Source organism: Tsukamurella sp. PLM1, from assembly GCF_023168325.1.
Classification (GTDB): domain Bacteria; phylum Actinomycetota; class Actinomycetes; order Mycobacteriales; family Mycobacteriaceae; genus Tsukamurella.
The window spans coordinates 3497305-3511461 of record NZ_AP025688.1 but is presented as its reverse complement, the minus strand read 5'-3'; the positions used below and the strand labels follow the sequence as shown (position 1 = coordinate 3511461).

Genomic DNA, 14157 nt, shown 5'->3' with positions numbered 1-14157 from the left:
CCCGAATCGTATGTGTTACTCACGATCACTCCTAGTGACAGATGTAACTCCCATCACGGGAAGTCGAGCACCGGCGCTCCCGGGTCCGGCTGGGGGTGGGTGAAGCGCAGGTCCTCCGCGGCGCGCTGCATCGGCCGCCGCTCGTAGTCGCCGGTGATCGACCGTCCGCCGACGCGACCGGCGAGAACCAGCCGGTCGGGGTCGGGCTGGGAGTACGAGAGCACGGTCTCCGGGCCGTCCTTGCGCTCGCGGAGGGTGAGCGAGGCACCGTCGACCTCGAGGAACCAGGGCGTGACGCTCGCGTCGGGCTCCTGCGAGACGAAGTTGGTCCAGCCGTCGCCGATCCGCTCCCAGAAGCCGGTGCCGCGGTAGGTGATCGCCACGTTGGTCCACGGCCGGTCGGCGAGCGTCGCCTCGCGGCCGTCCACGCGGAACGAGGTGGCGTGCCAGGTCCCGTCGAGCGAGGTGCGCGCCTGCTTCAGCGAGAGCTGCGAGGCGACGCCCATGAACGTGCCGAGCACGGTCACCGCGAGCACGGCGACCGCGGCGAGGGTGACGCCGGTGCGGCGCAGCCAGGTCCGGTCCGCGCCGGCGGCGCGCCAGATCGCGGGGCGGGCCCCGCCGCACGGCCGAACACGACCCGCACCAGGTTGATCCACTGCGGGGCGAGCATCGCCACCGCGATCACCAGGAACTCGAACGCGAGGAACTTCACGGGCACGTTGTAGAAGGTGTCCATGAGCACGACCTGCGTCATCGAGACGATCGCACCGAGGGCGCCGAGGATCCAGGTGCGGCGCGAGAGCAGCAGCAGGCCCGAGATCAGTTCGACGAGGCCGGTGACCACGCTGTAGCCGTCGGAGGCGCCCATGAAACCCCACAGCATGTTCATCCGGCTGATGTCGCCGGCGGGCTGCAGCGCGTAGGTGGGCAGCTGCATGAACACGAACTGCGAGGGGATCGCCTTGCCGAGGCCGTAGTAGATCATCCCCACCGCCAGCGCGATCCGGCCCGCCTGCCAGAGCAGGCCGCCGAGCGCGCGGTAGTCGCCGCGCCGTCGGTCCAGCAAGGACCACACCACGGTGATCACGAGCGCGGTCACCGCCCAGCCGAAGTGGTACTGCCAGATGGAGACGGTGTCGCCGGTGGCGGTGCTGGTGATCACCTCGTAGGTCGAACCGGTCAGCAGTGCGCCGAGCCGGCCGAACAGGGTCTGCACCGGCGCCAGCACGGGCGCCAGCAGCAGGCTGCCCCACACGGACAGCACCAGCAGGCCTCCGCCGAGGCTGACGAGCAGGCGGAAGCCGATGAGCTGCGCGGTGGTCCACGGTGCGGGGGTCGGCGCGGGGGTGGCGAGATCGTCGGCAGGTCGCTCCACCGGCGCGGTCGTCGAAGTCATGCCCCCGAACGTATTTTCCGACGGTGCGCCGCACATCCGGGATCGCCCCCTGTCGCACCCTGATCCGGGGCCCGGGTGGCGCACCGTCGGGGAGGGCCCGACGTTTTGACCTGCGCCGGGGCACCCGCGTACTCTGGTCCGCTGGTGTGTGGCGCCGCGCCGCCCGGTCCCGAGCGGATCCGGAGGGCGTGGAGCCAGAGTCCCGGGTCTCCGTTGGTCGCCGGGGTCGCTCTCGTCGCGCATGGACCGGCACCGAACCATCGAGCAGAGGATCTCCTGTGCCTACTTACACCCCGAAGGCGGGTGACGTGACCCGGCAGTGGCACGTCATCGACGCATCCGACGTGGTGCTCGGCCGCCTCGCCGTCGCGGCTGCCAACCTGCTGCGCGGCAAGCACAAGCCGACCTACGCCCCCAACGTGGACAGCGGCGACTACGTCATCATCATCAACGCTGAGAAGGTCGCCCTCTCGGGCGCCAAGCTCACCGACAAGCGGCACTACCGTCACTCGGGCTTCCCGGGCGGTCTGAGCTCGCGCTCGGTCGGCGAGGTCCTCGGCTCCAAGAATCCGGAGCGCGTGGTGCAGAAGGCCGTTCTCGGCATGATTCCGAAGAACAAGCTGGGCAACGCCATCGGCGGCAAGCTGAAGGTCTACGCCGGCCCGAACCACCCCCACACCGCGCAGCAGCCGGTTCCCTACGAGATCAAGCAGGTGGCGCAGCAGTGAGCGACACGATCGAGAACTTCGAGGGCGACGCCGAGGTCGTTCCCAACGAGTACACCTCCGAGACCCCTGAGGCCGCTGCCGAGACCCGCGCCCCCCGCGGCCCGGTGGTCGTCGAGCGCCCCGTCCAGACCGTCGGCCGCCGCAAGGAGGCCGTGGTCCGCGTGCGCCTGACCGCCGGCACAGGCAACTTCGTGCTGAACGGCCGCACCATCGAGGACTACTTCCCCAACAAGCTGCACCAGCAGCTGGTGAAGTCGCCGCTGGTCACCGTCGAGCGCCTCGATTCGTTCGACATCGCCGCGAACCTCAGCGGCGGCGGCCCGTCGGGCCAGGCCGGCGCGCTGCGCCTGGCCATCGCCCGCGCGCTGATCGAGGTCTCGCCCGAGGATCGCCCCGCGCTCAAGCGCGCCGGCTTCCTCACGCGTGACCCGCGTGCCGTCGAGCGCAAGAAGTACGGCCTGAAGAAGGCCCGCAAGGCTTCGCAGTACAGCAAGCGCTGATTGCAGCCGAACACGCCAGGGCAGGTATCCGCACTCGTGCGGGTGCCTGCCCTGGCGCGTTTCTCCACCACTTCTCATCAGTGAGGTTTTCTTTCCATGGGGCGTCTGTTCGGGACCGACGGTGTGCGCGGCCTGGCCAACAAGGATCTGACCGCCGATCTGGCGCTGCGACTGTCCGCCGCCGCGGCCGCGGTACTGGGTGCGCATGATCTCGAGGGCCGTGACCGGCCGTTCGCGGTGGTCGGCTGGGATCCGAGGGCATCGTCGGAGATGCTCTCCGCCGCGGTTTCCGCGGGTCTGACCAGCGCCGGGGTCGACGTGCTGCTCGTGGGCGTCATGCCCACGCCCGCGGTCGCGCACCTGGTGGCCGAGTACGACGCCGCGCTGGGCGTGATGATCTCCGCCTCGCACAACCCCATGCCGGACAACGGCATCAAGTTCTTCGCCCGCGGCGGGCACAAGCTGGAGGACGCGCAGGAGGACGCCATCGAGGCGGCCCTCGACGATCCCGCCCCGCCCCGCCCGACGGGCGCCGCGATCGGTCGGGTCAAGCGCGCGTTCGACGCTGTCGACCGGTACGTCGCGCATCTGGAGGCGGCGATCCATCAGCCGCTCACCGGCATCAAGGTCGTCGTCGACGCCGCCAACGGCGCCGCCTCGACGGTGGCCGCGAAGGCGTACCGGGACGCGGGCGCCGAGGTGATCGCGATCCACGACGCCCCCGACGGCCTCAACATCAACCGCGACTGCGGCTCGACGCACCTCGAGGGCCTGCGCGCGGCCGTCCTCGCGCACGAGGCCGACCTGGGGCTGGGCCACGACGGCGACGCCGACCGCTGCCTCGCCATCGACGCGCGCGGCCGCACCGTCGACGGGGACGCGATCATGGCGATCCTCGCCGTCGCGATGGACGAGGCGGGCGAGCTCACCGACCACACCCTGGTCGCCACGGTGATGAGCAACCTGGGGCTGCACCTCGCGATGAAGGCCGCCGGGATCACGCTGCGGACCACCGCGGTGGGCGACCGGTACGTGCTCGAGGAGCTGCGCACCGGCGGCTACGCCCTGGGCGGCGAGCAGTCGGGGCACGTCGTGCTGCCCGGGCTCGGCACGACGGGCGACGGGGTGCTCACCGGTCTCAAGCTCATGGAGCGGATGGCGCAGACGGGGTCGTCGTTGGCCGAGCTCGCGTCGGTGCTCACCGTGCTGCCGCAGGTGCTGGTGAACGTGCGAGTGATCGACAAGGCCGCCGCGATGGCGGACGCCGCGCTGACCGCCGCGCTGGCCGCGGAGGAGGCCGCGCTGGGCGAGGCGGGCCGGATCCTGCTGCGCCCGTCCGGCACGGAGCCGCTGGTGCGCGTGATGGTGGAGGCTCCGACCGAGGAGGTCGCCCGCGGCACGGCGGAGCGGCTCGCGGGTCTCATTTCCTGATCGGCTCTGTCGAAACGTTTTCATCACCGGTAGCGTGTGGGTATGACCGGTTACGAGGGTGTGCTGTTCGACTTCTCGGGGACGCTGTTCCGGCTGGAGCCGGACCCGGCGTGGTTCGCGGGCCTGACCGACGCGCAGGGCCGCGCGCTCGACGATGCGGCGCAGCAGGAACTGCTGCACCGGATGACGGTCCCCGTCGGGGAGCCGGTGCCGATGGACGACGAGGCGCGCCGCGCGTGGCACGCCCGCGACCTGAGCTCGGCGGACCACCGAAGCACGTACCTGCACGTGCTGGAGTACTCCGGAGTCACGGATCGCGGCGAGCGCGAGCGGCTCTACGGCGAGTTCTCGAACCCGCTGAACTGGTCGATCTACCCCGACACCGCCGACGTGCTCCGCGCGGTGCGCGACGCCGGCCTGCGGGTGGGCGTGCTCTCCAACATCGGCTACGACATCCGCCCCGCGTTCGCGCGCGAGGGCATCGACGGCCTCGTCGACGAGTTCGTGCTCTCGTTCGAGGTGGGGCACGCCAAGCCCGCCCCCGAGGTCTTCCGCGCCGCGGCCGCCACCCTGGGGCTGCCCCGGAGCGGATCCTCATGGTCGGCGACAGCGCCGAGGCCGACGGTGCCTCCCGTGCGGTCGGGTGCGGGTTCGCACAGGTCGAGCCGCTCCCCGTCGAGGCCCGCCCGTCCGGGCTGCTCGACGCGGTGCGGGCGGCCGGCGTCCTGTCCTAGCGCGGCGGCACCGGCGCGGGAACCGTTCGCCCGGCCCGTGCGTCCAATGTATGACGGGGACGCACGAGCGATGGGGGTCGCCAGTGGGCACGGAGATCGACACGGCTGCGGTGACGCGGGCGGGGAGCAAGTACCACGCGGTGGCCGATTCGCTCGGCACGGTCGCGGGCAGGATCCGCGGATACACCGCCGAGGCGGGGGACTTCGGCCGGAACTACCGCGCGCAGGGCGACGCCTACGGCGCGGCGCTCGGCTCGCTCGCCAAGGCCGTCGAGGCGTGGCGCGACGGGGCACGCGCGTGCGGGCAGGGCCTGCAGGTGTCGGCGTCCGCGCACGTGAAGACGGACGACGCGGGCGCGGCGGTGGTCACCGGTGGCTGATCCCACGGTCGACGACCTCCTGACGCTGGCGCCGCGCCGCTGCAGTACTTCCGGACGATGCTGGGCGTGGCGAAGGTGATCTCGCGCCGGTCCTGGCCGGACTGGCAGGGCGTGATCTGCGCGCAGTACGACTACGAACGCGGGATCGACCTCGCCGCGCTCCGCGGTGACGCCGCGCTGCTGCGCGCCCAGGCGACCGCCACCCGGCAGGCGGCGACCGACCAGTCGACGGCGCGCGGCGAGGTCGAGAAGGCGTGGCCCGACACCGCGGGCCGGGCGGCGGTGACCACGCTCGGCACCCAGCAGCAGCGCAGCGAGCCGACCGCCGCAGTGCTCGAGGCCACGGCCACCGCGGCGGAGGGTGCGGCCGCTGCCGTGCTTGCGGCGGTCACCTCGAAGATCAAGCAGCTCAGCGAGTTCAGCCAGTCCGGCGTGGACGTGGGCGACTTCTCCGGGCTCGTCGGGTACGCCGCGCCGACGCTGTACTTGATGACCCTGAAGGACCCCTCGCTCGTGCTGAAGTTCGAGAACCAGCTCGCCAAGGACCTGAACCGGTTCACGGCGATCATCAACCAGACCGTCGAGTCGGTGCGGGCGGCGTACGCGAAGGTTCCGGCCGCAGCGAACGCCGCGGATGCGTCCGCGTTCCCCGCGCCGGCGTTCGCGGCGATCACCGGCGCGACGCCCGCCTCGCCAGGCACGCCCACGAAACCGGGCGCGCCGTCGAGCCCCGTGACGGGAGGCGGTGGCACCGGTGGCGGTACCGGCGGTGGCGGTACCGGCGGTGGCGGTACCGCGTCCGGCGGGGGCGGCCGCACCACGAGCCCGACGGCGGGGAGTCCGACCTCCACGGCACCGTCGTCCGGAAGCCCGTCGTCGGGGACGCCGGTGTCCGTACCGGCCTCCACGTCCCCGGCGGCGGGCACCCCCGCGGCGGCGACCGCCACCCCGAGCACGGGCAGCCCCGCGACGACCACGCCGTCGAGCGCGCTGCCGTCGTCGGGCAGCGGAACGGGCACGTCCAGCATGCCGTCCTGGCTGTCCCAGTTGTTGCCCACACTGAAGGAGCAACTGGGGCTGGGCAAGTCCGGGGACGCGCAGGGGACCGGCAAGGACGGCGACGAGACCAAGCCGGGCGAGAAGACCAAGCCGGGCGACAAGGCCGACGAGAAGGACGCCGGAGCGGCACGGAAGGGCACCGGCGTGCCGGGGCAGGGCACGGTCACGGCCGTGCTGAGCCCCGACGGGAAGACGGTGGAAGTCACCGTCACCAAGCCCGACGGCACAGTCCAGCGCGCGACACTCGCGGTCGGCGAGGACGGCAGGCTCACCTGCGTCGACGCCACGCCCGACAAGGCGGGACCGTCCGAGCCGGGCGCGAAGCCCACAGCGGCGGCGAACCCGGGCGGCGCCACGCCGGCCGAGCCGGCCGACGCGAAGCCGACCGACCCGGCGGGCGCCAAGCCGGAGGGCGATGGGAAGCCGGAGGGCGATGGGAAGCCGGAGGGCGCAACGAAACCCGGGGGCGCTGCGAAGCCTGCCGAGCCGCAGGCGCCGAACCCGGGCGGCGGCACTCAGTCGGGCGGGACGGAGCCGTGCCCGCCCGGTGCTGCTCCGGCGGCGACGCCCACCCCGACGCCCACCCCGGCGCAGGCCCCGCCGCAGGCGACCGCACCGGAACAGGGCAGCGGCGCGACATTCGCGCTGACGGTGCCGTAGCAGAGGAGGACAGCATGGATCCGCACCAGTGGGACCTCGAGGCGCACGCCCGCGCCCTGCGCGTCGCCGAACGCGATGACGTGATCGGCGCGCTCATGGCGGCGGCGGGGATCGCGACCGACGAGGCGCCGATCACCCAGCCGATCCCCGTGATCGCCCGGGCCGAGCGCCCGGACACCTGGCTCAGCGCGGGCTGAGCGCCCGGACACCTGGCTCAGCGCGGGCTGAGCGCCCGCGCGGGTCAGCCGCGCGAGTCAGACCGTGCCGCGTCAGGCCAGGCTGCGCAGCTTCTGCAGTAGGCCCGGCTCCTCGGGCTCGGCGTTCGGGTCCCAGACGAACGACGAGTCGCCGAGGTCCGCGCCGAGCTCGGCGAAGGCCCGGAACTCCTCGTCGCCGGCGAGACCGCCGAGGAGAAAGCCGGTGAGCAGGGCGCGCACCGTCTTCTGCGTCTTCTTGTCGGACCCGCCGGCCCCGAGCGCGCCGCGCACCGAGATCCCCTCGGCCAGCCCGCCCGGCTCGGCGCCCGGGACGATCCGCAGCTCGGTGGGGCCCGCGTAGCGCAGGGAGAGCACACCCGCGTTGGACGTCATCGACTGCTCGTCGCCGGCGGCCGCGAGGATCAGCGCGTTCGCGGTGGTCGCGGTGGCGGCCTTCTCGGCCTGCGGCGACGTGGGCGCAGGAACAGCGCGGCGACGGCCTCGACGCGATGGTCGGCGGCGGCCGCGATCAGCGCGCCGCCGGCGCCCCAGCCGTGCCCGACGACGCCGCGCTTCGCCTTGTTCACGGTGATCTCACCGGTGCCGAGGCGCACCTCGGTGATGACGTCCAGCGCGGTGCCGAGGTCGAGGGCCAGCTTGCCGTCGGACGGCAGCACGCCGCGCTCGGTGTCCGGCGCCGCGACTACGATGCCCCAGGACGCGAGGTGCTCGAGGGTCTTGCGGTACCGCTTGGCGGGCGTCAGCCAGTCGTGCGCGAACGCCACCGCGGGCAGGTTCACGCCTTTCTCGGGCGTGTAGATCACGCCCGGCAGGCCGGCCACGCCCAGGTCGCCCTTGAGCACGCGGTGCGGGCCCCGGCCCTGCAACTGCTTCACCAGCTTGTTCGCATCAGTCACGTCGCTCACGTTAGCCGATTCGCGCGGACTGCAGGGGCGCGGATCGGCCGCCCTTGCACACTGCGATGGCTCGGATCTGCCGTACCGTGGCGGCGTGCGGCACTATCACCTCCCCGACGCGGTCCGGGACGCCGAGGCGCCCCTGCTCAGGGCGCTGCCCGACGGTGCGCTGATGCGCCGCGCCGCGTACGGGCTCGCGCGGGTCTGCGCGGCCGAGCTGGCGACCCGCACCGGCGGCACCGCCGGTCGGCGGGTCGCGCTGCTCGTCGGCTCCGGCGACAACGGCGGCGACGCCCTGTTCGCGGGCGCGGAGCTGCGCCGGCGCGGCGTCGCCGTGGAGACGGTGCTGCTGGCCCCGGACCGCGCGCACGCCGCCGGGCTGGCGGCGCTGCGCCGCGCGGGCGGGCGGGTCGTCGAGGCACCGTCGCGCCCGGACCTGGTGATCGACGGCATCGTCGGGATCAGCGCCCGCGGCGCGCTGCGGCCCGCGGCCGCCGAGGTGGTCGCCCGGATCACCGCGCCGATCGTCGCCGCCGACACCCCCTCCGGCGTCGACGTGACGACCGGCGTCGTCCACGGTCCGGCCGTGACGGCGGCGGTCACCGTCGCCTTCGGGGCGCTCAAGCCCGTGCACGCCCTCGCCCCCGCCCGCTGCGGCCGGGTCGAGCTGATCGACATCGGCCTCGACCTCGGGCCGGGCGCCCTGCGGGCCTACGACGACGCCGATCTGGCGGCGCGCTGGCCCGTGCCGGGCCCCGCCGACGACAAGTACAGCCAGGGCGTGCTGGGCGTCGTCGCGGGGAGCGATCGGTACCCCGGCGCCGCGGTGCTGGCCACCGGCGCGGCCGTCCGCGCGTCGTCGGGCATGGTCCGCTTCGCCGGTGCGGCCCGCGCCGCCGTGCTCGCGGCCTGGCCCGAAGTGGTCGCGAGCGACGACGTCGCGACGGCCGGGCGGGTGCAGGCCTGGGCCGCCGGGCCGGGGATGGGGACCGACGGTGCCGCCGCGGACCGTCTGGCCGCCGTCCTCGACCAGGACCTCCCGACGGTGCTCGACGCCGACGCACTGACCCTGCTCGCCGAGCACCCCGGGCTGCTGGCGGGCCGGTCGGCGCCCACGGTGCTCACCCCGCACGCCGGGGAGTTCGCGCGGCTGCTGGGGCCCGTGGGGAACGACCGGGTCGCCGCGGTCCGGGAGGCGGCCCGCGAGCTCGGGGCGACGGTGCTGCTCAAGGGGCACGTCACCGTGATCGCCGGGCCCGACGGCACCGTCGTCGCGGACACCGCGGGGTCGTCCTGGGCGGCCACGCCCGGTTCGGGTGACGTGCTGACCGGCCTCGTCGGCGCGCTGCTCGCGTCGGGCCTGACCCCGCTGGCCGCTGCGGCGTGCGCAGCCCGGGTCCACGGCCTGGCGGCGGCCCGCGCCGCCGACGGCGCCCCGACTCACGCCGCCGCGATCAGCGCCGCCGTGCCGGGCGTCCTGCGGGGCGTGCTGCGCGACTAGGCTGATGAGCGCCATGAACACACAGATCCCGGCGTCCGGACTCGAGCGCCTGACCGCACAGATCGACCTGGGTGCGCTCGCCCACAACACGCGGATCGTCGCCGAGCGCGCGCCGGGCGCCGCGGTGATGGCCGTGCTCAAGGCCGACGCCTACGGCCACGGCGCGCTCCCGGTGGCCGGGGCCGCCCTCGCGGGCGGCGCGACCGAACTGGGCGTCACCACGATCGACGAGGCGCTCGCCCTGCGCGAGGGCGGCGTGACGGTCCCGATCCTGAGCTGGCTGTCGACGTCGGGGTACGAGGCCGCCATCGACGCCGACGTGCGGCTCGGCGTCAGCTCGCCGCGGCAGCTCGCGGACGTCGTGAAGGCCGCGCGCGCCGTCGGGCGGCCCGCCGTGGTGCACGTCAAGGTGGACACGGGCCTGGCCCGCAACGGCGTGGCCCCCGGCGAGTGGGCCGCGACCCGCGCCGGCCTCGTCGACGCCGAGCGGGCCGGGCACGTGCGCCTGCAGGGCGTGTTCACCCACCTCGCGCACGGCGACGTGCCGGACCACCCGTTCCTGGACGTGCAGCGCGACGCGCTCGCCGCCGTCGTGGCCGACGCCCGCGCCCACGGGCTCACCCCGGAGCTGGTGCACGCCGCGAACTCGGCCGCGGCGCTCACGCGGCCCGACCTGCACTTCGATCTGGTGCGGCCCGGGATCGCGCTGTACGGCGGTGTCCCGGTGCCCGGCACCGACTTCGGGCTGCGGCCGGTGATGACCTTCGCCGCGCCGGTCATCCTGATCAAGCCGATCCGGGCGGGCGACGGGGTCAGCTACGGCCACAGCTGGATCGCGCCGCGCGACACGATGGTGGGCCTGATCCCCGCGGGCTACGCCGACGGGGTGTGGCGGCCGCTGAGCAACCGCATCGAGGTCGCGATCGGCGGTCGGCGGTTCCCCCAGGTCGGCCGGGTGTGCATGGATCAGTGCGTGATCGACCTGGGGCCGGACGGCGGCGGGGTCGCGGAGGGCGACACCGCGGTGCTGTTCGGCGACGCGCCCGGCGCCGACCGGGCCGCGGACTGGGCCGACAAGCTCGGCACCATCGACTACGAGGTGCTCACCGGAGTGCGCGGCCGCGCCGCGCGGACGTACACGGGGGCGCCGTGAACGACACCGAACCGGGCCGCTTCCCCGGCCCCGCGCTCCTCGCCGGGCTCGGCACGGGCGTCGCCGTCGCCGCGCTGACGGGGCTCGCCGCCGCCGGCCGGTTGCTGGGGCTGCGGGGCGGGGGACCGGACACCGTCGACCCCGATGACCTGCGGTTCCGTGCCGACCGCGAGTCGATCGTGATGAGCGCGGACGGGGTGCCGCTGCACGTGCGGGAAGTCGGGCCGCGGGACGCGCCGGTGACGGTGCTGTTCGTGCACGGGTTCACGCTGCGGACCGCGTCCTGGGTGCTCGTGCGCAACGCGCTGGCCGCGCGCTGGGGCGACGACGTGCGCATGGTGTTCCCCGACTGTCGCGGGCACGGCGACTCGGGGTCGTGCACGGCCGAGCAGAGCACCGTCGCGATGCTCGGGGACGACATCGCGACGGTCCTGCGCGTCCTGGTCCCGACGGGGCCGGTGGTGCTGGCCGGGCACTCCATGGGCGGCATGGCGATCTGCGCGCTCGCGACCGGGCATCCGGAGCTGTTCGGGTCCCGCGTCGTGGGGGCCGCGCTGCTCGGCACCGCGTCGCACGCGCTGACCGACGTGGGACTGGCTGCCGCGCTGCGGAATCCGGTGCTCGACGTGTTCCGGGCGGCCGTCCGGTTCCTGCCTTCGGTGGTGGGGCGCGGCCGCGAGGTGATCACGCCGTTCGCGGCCCCGTTCGTCACCGCGGGCGCGTACGGGCCGGGGGACCACAGCCTGTCGATGACCACGTTCTCGTCGACGATGAGCCTGTCGGCCCCGCTCGATACCTACGCGGGCTTCATGCCCGCGCTCGAGTCGTACGACGAGCGCGCCGCGCTGCCCGTGCTGCGCCGGATCGCGACGTCGGTGGTGTGCGGCGACCACGACTGGATGACGCCCCTGCGCAAGTCGAAGGCCCTGGCCGAGGCGCTGGACTCGGAGCTGGTGGTGCTGTCCGACACCGGGCACATGCTGGTCCTCGAGGCTGCCCCGCGGGTGGCCACGGCGATCGCGGAACTCGTCGCGCGGGCGGTGCCGGCATGACCGAACGCGTGTTGCCCGAGGTCGAGGACACCGAGGCGCTCGGGCGCGAGCTGGCCGCCGAGCTGACCGCGGGCGACCTGGTGATCCTCGACGGCCCGCTCGGCGCCGGGAAGACCGCGCTGACTCGCGGGATCGCCGCCGGGCTCGGCGTGCTCGGCCGGGTGTCGTCGCCCACGTTCATCATCGCGCGCGAGCACCGTCCGGGGTCCGACGGTGCGCCCGGCCTCGTCCACGTGGACGCCTACCGGCTGGGCGGCCTCGACGAACTGGACGCGCTGGATCTCGACACCGATCTCGAGGACTGTGTGGTGGTCGTCGAGTGGGGTGAGGGCGTCGCCGAGCGGCTGACCGACCGCCATCTGAAGGTCCGGCTGCGGCGGGCCGAGGGGACCGACGTACGCACCGCCACCTGGGAGTGGTCCGACGGGACCTGAACGGCCTCGGGCAGCGCCGACGCGACACCGGTTCAGCCTGAGGCGTCGTCGGTGAGGGCGCGCAGGCGCTGTTCGGCGTCGCGGCTGGCGGTGGTGCAGATGCAGGCGTTGTTGCCCTCGGCGTCGGCGAGCACCCAGAACGACGGGGCGTGCTCGTGCGAGATCACCCGTCCGCCCGCCTCGACAGCGGCGGAGATCCTCTCGGCCGCCTCCCTCGGGTGCACCCAGATGTCCAGGTGGAAGCGCTGTTTCGGCGTCGCGTGCGGTTCGGTGTCCTGGAACCAGATCAGGGCGTCGGCGCCGTGGACGCGGATCTCGGAGCCGTGATCGTCCTCCTCGACCTGCGCGCCGAGCACCGCCGCCCAGAACGGCGCGATCGCCGCCGCGTCGGCCGTGTCGAGGCCGAGCTCGATCACGGACAGCTCGTTCGGGCTCGCCGCGATCGACCGCTCGTGGGCGAGCTCGGAGAACCGCCGCGCCAGGCGTACGTCCCGCTCGGTGGTGCCGCCGGCGTCATGGCTGTCGAGCAGTACGTCGACGGTGCCGTAGCGCAGCGTCAGGTCGGGGTGGTGGTTCGCGGCCTCGGCCTCGGCGGCGAACGCCGTGACCAGCTCGAGGCCGGTCGCGAAATCATGGGTGTGGAACCGGGTGCGCAGGCCGCGGACCAGCGGCGCCCAGTCGGGCAGGGTCTGATCGCTCATTCATACACCCATCGTGCCCCTGGAGGCCCGGGTGAATCCACGGCTCAGCGTCGATACGAAGCCGAATCCGGCTTCCCGTGCCCGCAGAGCCGCGCGTTCACCCGACGGTGCTGATGGCCTCGATCGCCTCGACCACCACGTCGGGGCGGTCGAGGGAGACGAAGGTGCGGGCACCGTCGACCTCGACGAACCGGGTGCCGCCCGGCCGGTCGTCCCCGAAGGCGGCGGCGAGGCGGCACCCGAGCCGCGGCGTGAAGCAGCGGTCGGCCATGCCCCAGGTGAGCGTGACCGGCCCGGGGAACGCGCGTACCGTCGGCGTGACCCGCGCGAGGTCCGCCGTGTCGATCCCGGCGAACAGCGCGGTCACGTCGGCGCGGATCTTCTCCGCCACCTGCACCGGGCGCACCCAGGACGCGGTGAGCTCGGGGTCGAGGTGGTTCGCCAGCAGGCCGAAGCCGAGCGGGGAGTGGCGCAGGGCGCGCACGCGCATCGTCGACATCAGCGGCTTGAGCAGCGCGGGGCGCTTGAGCAGCGCGAACAGCGTCGCGAACGGCTGGGGCGGGAAGGTGTCGAAGGCGTCGCAGTTGGTCAGCACGACGCGGCCGATCAGCTCGGGCCGGGAGCCCAGTAGGTACTGGCAGATCGCGCCGCCGGTGTCGTTGCCGACCAGCGTGCAGCCGGTGATGCCCTGGTCCTCGATGAACTCGGCGATCAGCCGGGCGACGCCCCGCGGACCGTCGGCGACGGCGTCCGGGCAGGCGATGCGGTGCGAGCCGAGCGGCCAGGTGACCGCCCAGCAGCGATGGCCGGCGGCGCCGAGTGCGCCGGCCACGCGGTCCCACAGCTGTAGGTCGACGAGGGCGCCGTGCACGAACAGCACGGGCGGGTGATCGGAGGTCTCCGGGCCGTAGACGTGGAAGTCGACGGTGCCGGACGGAAGCGACGCGATGCTCATGCGGGGACTCCTGTGGGGACGGGGTCCGCGCCCGCCGCTGCGTCACGGGTCTCGCGGAGGTACAGGTACAGGGGGAGCGAGAGCGACAGTCCCACCAGGCACGTCGCGGGGACGACGAGCCACCACCGGTGTACACCGCTCCGCCGCGCGTCGGTGGCGGACCACACGAGGAACACCACGATCGAGAGCAGCACGTCGGCGGTGAAGCCCGACGCCGCCCCGTTCGGGAACAGGCTGCGCAGGAACAGCGGGACGTCGAGCCCCTCGGCGGCGAAGAACCCGCCGAAGAACACCCACGGCACCACCGTGCCGATGACCATCATGACCAGGTAGAACCACCGCATGGCGCGCCCTTC

General features: G+C 73.8%; 15 protein-coding genes and 2 pseudogenes. 11 read left to right on the top strand and 6 right to left on the bottom strand.

What is annotated here, in order from left to right:
- Positions 1 to 53 precede the first annotated feature (53 nt).
- Both MTP03_RS18030 and MTP03_RS18025 read right to left on the bottom strand, forming a co-directional pair.
- Positions 54 to 536, bottom strand: coding sequence for a hypothetical protein (locus MTP03_RS18030; RefSeq protein ID WP_248489387.1), 483 nt, complete (start codon positions 534 to 536; stop codon positions 54 to 56).
- Positions 524 to 1399, bottom strand: coding sequence for a hypothetical protein (locus MTP03_RS18025; RefSeq protein ID WP_248489386.1), 876 nt, complete (start codon positions 1397 to 1399; stop codon positions 524 to 526). Before MTP03_RS18025 ends, MTP03_RS18030 begins: the two co-directional genes overlap by 13 nt.
- Before the next feature lie 278 nt (positions 1400 to 1677).
- Between MTP03_RS18025 and rplM the strand changes: the two genes are divergently transcribed.
- The 7 genes and pseudogenes from rplM (at position 1678) to MTP03_RS17990 (ending at position 7088) form a co-directional block, all read left to right on the top strand.
- Complete coding sequence (gene rplM / locus MTP03_RS18020) at positions 1678 to 2127, top strand: 50S ribosomal protein L13 (RefSeq protein ID WP_248489385.1); 450 nt, start codon at positions 1678 to 1680, stop codon at positions 2125 to 2127.
- Positions 2124 to 2627 (top strand): 30S ribosomal protein S9, encoded by a 504-nt coding sequence (gene rpsI / locus MTP03_RS18015; RefSeq protein ID WP_248489384.1) that lies wholly within the window; start codon positions 2124 to 2126, stop codon positions 2625 to 2627. Before rplM ends, rpsI begins: the two co-directional genes overlap by 4 nt.
- Before the next feature lie 96 nt (positions 2628 to 2723).
- The gene (glmM, locus tag MTP03_RS18010; RefSeq protein WP_248489383.1) at positions 2724 to 4058 is read left to right on the top strand and encodes a phosphoglucosamine mutase; all 1335 of its coding nucleotides are present in this window, start codon (positions 2724 to 2726) and stop codon (positions 4056 to 4058) included.
- A 42-nt stretch (positions 4059 to 4100) separates the two neighbouring features.
- Positions 4101 to 4792 (top strand): annotated as a pseudogene (locus MTP03_RS18005) (HAD family hydrolase).
- 83 nt (positions 4793 to 4875) lie between these two features.
- A complete protein-coding gene (locus MTP03_RS18000; RefSeq protein ID WP_248489382.1) occupies positions 4876 to 5172 on the top strand; it encodes a hypothetical protein in 297 nt (98 codons plus the stop codon).
- A 66-nt stretch (positions 5173 to 5238) separates the two neighbouring features.
- Entirely contained in the window at positions 5239 to 6891 is a 1653-nt protein-coding gene (locus MTP03_RS17995; protein ID WP_248489381.1) for a hypothetical protein, read from the top strand.
- Between the two features lie 14 nt (positions 6892 to 6905).
- Entirely contained in the window at positions 6906 to 7088 is a 183-nt protein-coding gene (locus MTP03_RS17990) for a hypothetical protein (RefSeq protein ID WP_248489380.1), read from the top strand.
- Between the two features lie 72 nt (positions 7089 to 7160).
- Here the strand turns inward: MTP03_RS17990 and MTP03_RS17985 are convergent.
- Positions 7161 to 8005, bottom strand: a pseudogene (locus tag MTP03_RS17985) (dienelactone hydrolase family protein).
- Between the two features lie 94 nt (positions 8006 to 8099).
- Between MTP03_RS17985 and MTP03_RS17980 the strand changes: the two are divergent.
- The 4 genes from MTP03_RS17980 to tsaE are packed head-to-tail and all read left to right on the top strand — an operon-like array spanning position 8100 to position 12145.
- Positions 8100 to 9506, top strand: coding sequence for an NAD(P)H-hydrate dehydratase (locus MTP03_RS17980; protein ID WP_248489379.1), 1407 nt, complete (start codon positions 8100 to 8102; stop codon positions 9504 to 9506).
- A 13-nt stretch (positions 9507 to 9519) separates the two neighbouring features.
- Positions 9520 to 10659, top strand: a complete 1140-nt coding sequence (gene alr, locus MTP03_RS17975) for an alanine racemase (RefSeq protein WP_248489378.1) — start codon at positions 9520 to 9522, stop codon at positions 10657 to 10659.
- Entirely contained in the window at positions 10656 to 11711 is a 1056-nt protein-coding gene (locus MTP03_RS17970) for an alpha/beta fold hydrolase (RefSeq protein ID WP_248489377.1), read from the top strand. The genes alr and MTP03_RS17970 overlap by 4 nt, the downstream gene beginning before the upstream one ends.
- Entirely contained in the window at positions 11708 to 12145 is a 438-nt protein-coding gene (gene tsaE / locus MTP03_RS17965; RefSeq protein WP_248489376.1) for a tRNA (adenosine(37)-N6)-threonylcarbamoyltransferase complex ATPase subunit type 1 TsaE, read from the top strand. The genes MTP03_RS17970 and tsaE overlap by 4 nt, the downstream gene beginning before the upstream one ends.
- A 32-nt stretch (positions 12146 to 12177) precedes the next feature.
- Here the strand turns inward: tsaE and MTP03_RS17960 are convergent, their stop codons facing one another.
- The 3 genes from MTP03_RS17960 to MTP03_RS17950 all read right to left on the bottom strand — a co-directional run bounded on the left by MTP03_RS17960 (position 12178) and on the right by MTP03_RS17950 (position 14145).
- Positions 12178 to 12846, bottom strand: a complete 669-nt coding sequence (locus MTP03_RS17960) for a VOC family protein (protein ID WP_248489375.1) — start codon at positions 12844 to 12846, stop codon at positions 12178 to 12180.
- A gap of 97 nt (positions 12847 to 12943) precedes the next feature.
- Positions 12944 to 13801 carry an alpha/beta fold hydrolase gene (locus MTP03_RS17955; RefSeq protein ID WP_248489374.1) on the bottom strand — a complete coding sequence of 286 codons (858 nt, stop codon included), beginning with the start codon at positions 13799 to 13801 and terminating at the stop codon, positions 12944 to 12946.
- Positions 13798 to 14145, bottom strand: coding sequence for a DUF2834 domain-containing protein (locus MTP03_RS17950; RefSeq protein WP_248489373.1), 348 nt, complete (start codon positions 14143 to 14145; stop codon positions 13798 to 13800). Before MTP03_RS17950 ends, MTP03_RS17955 begins: the two co-directional genes overlap by 4 nt.
- Positions 14146 to 14157 lie beyond the last annotated feature (12 nt).

Coding starts and splice junctions, on each gene's coding strand:
- MTP03_RS18025 (WP_248489386.1), bottom strand. CDS start 1,399: ATGACTTCGACGACCGCGCCGGTGGAGCGACCTGCCGACGATCTCGCC.
- glmM (WP_248489383.1), top strand. CDS start 2,724: ATGGGGCGTCTGTTCGGGACCGACGGTGTGCGCGGCCTGGCCAACAAG.
- MTP03_RS17990 (WP_248489380.1), top strand. CDS start 6,906: ATGGATCCGCACCAGTGGGACCTCGAGGCGCACGCCCGCGCCCTGCGC.
- alr (WP_248489378.1), top strand. CDS start 9,520: ATGAACACACAGATCCCGGCGTCCGGACTCGAGCGCCTGACCGCACAG.
- tsaE (WP_248489376.1), top strand. CDS start 11,708: ATGACCGAACGCGTGTTGCCCGAGGTCGAGGACACCGAGGCGCTCGGG.
- MTP03_RS17960 (WP_248489375.1), bottom strand. CDS start 12,846: ATGAGCGATCAGACCCTGCCCGACTGGGCGCCGCTGGTCCGCGGCCTG.
- MTP03_RS17955 (WP_248489374.1), bottom strand. CDS start 13,801: ATGAGCATCGCGTCGCTTCCGTCCGGCACCGTCGACTTCCACGTCTAC.
- MTP03_RS17950 (WP_248489373.1), bottom strand. CDS start 14,145: ATGCGGTGGTTCTACCTGGTCATGATGGTCATCGGCACGGTGGTGCCG.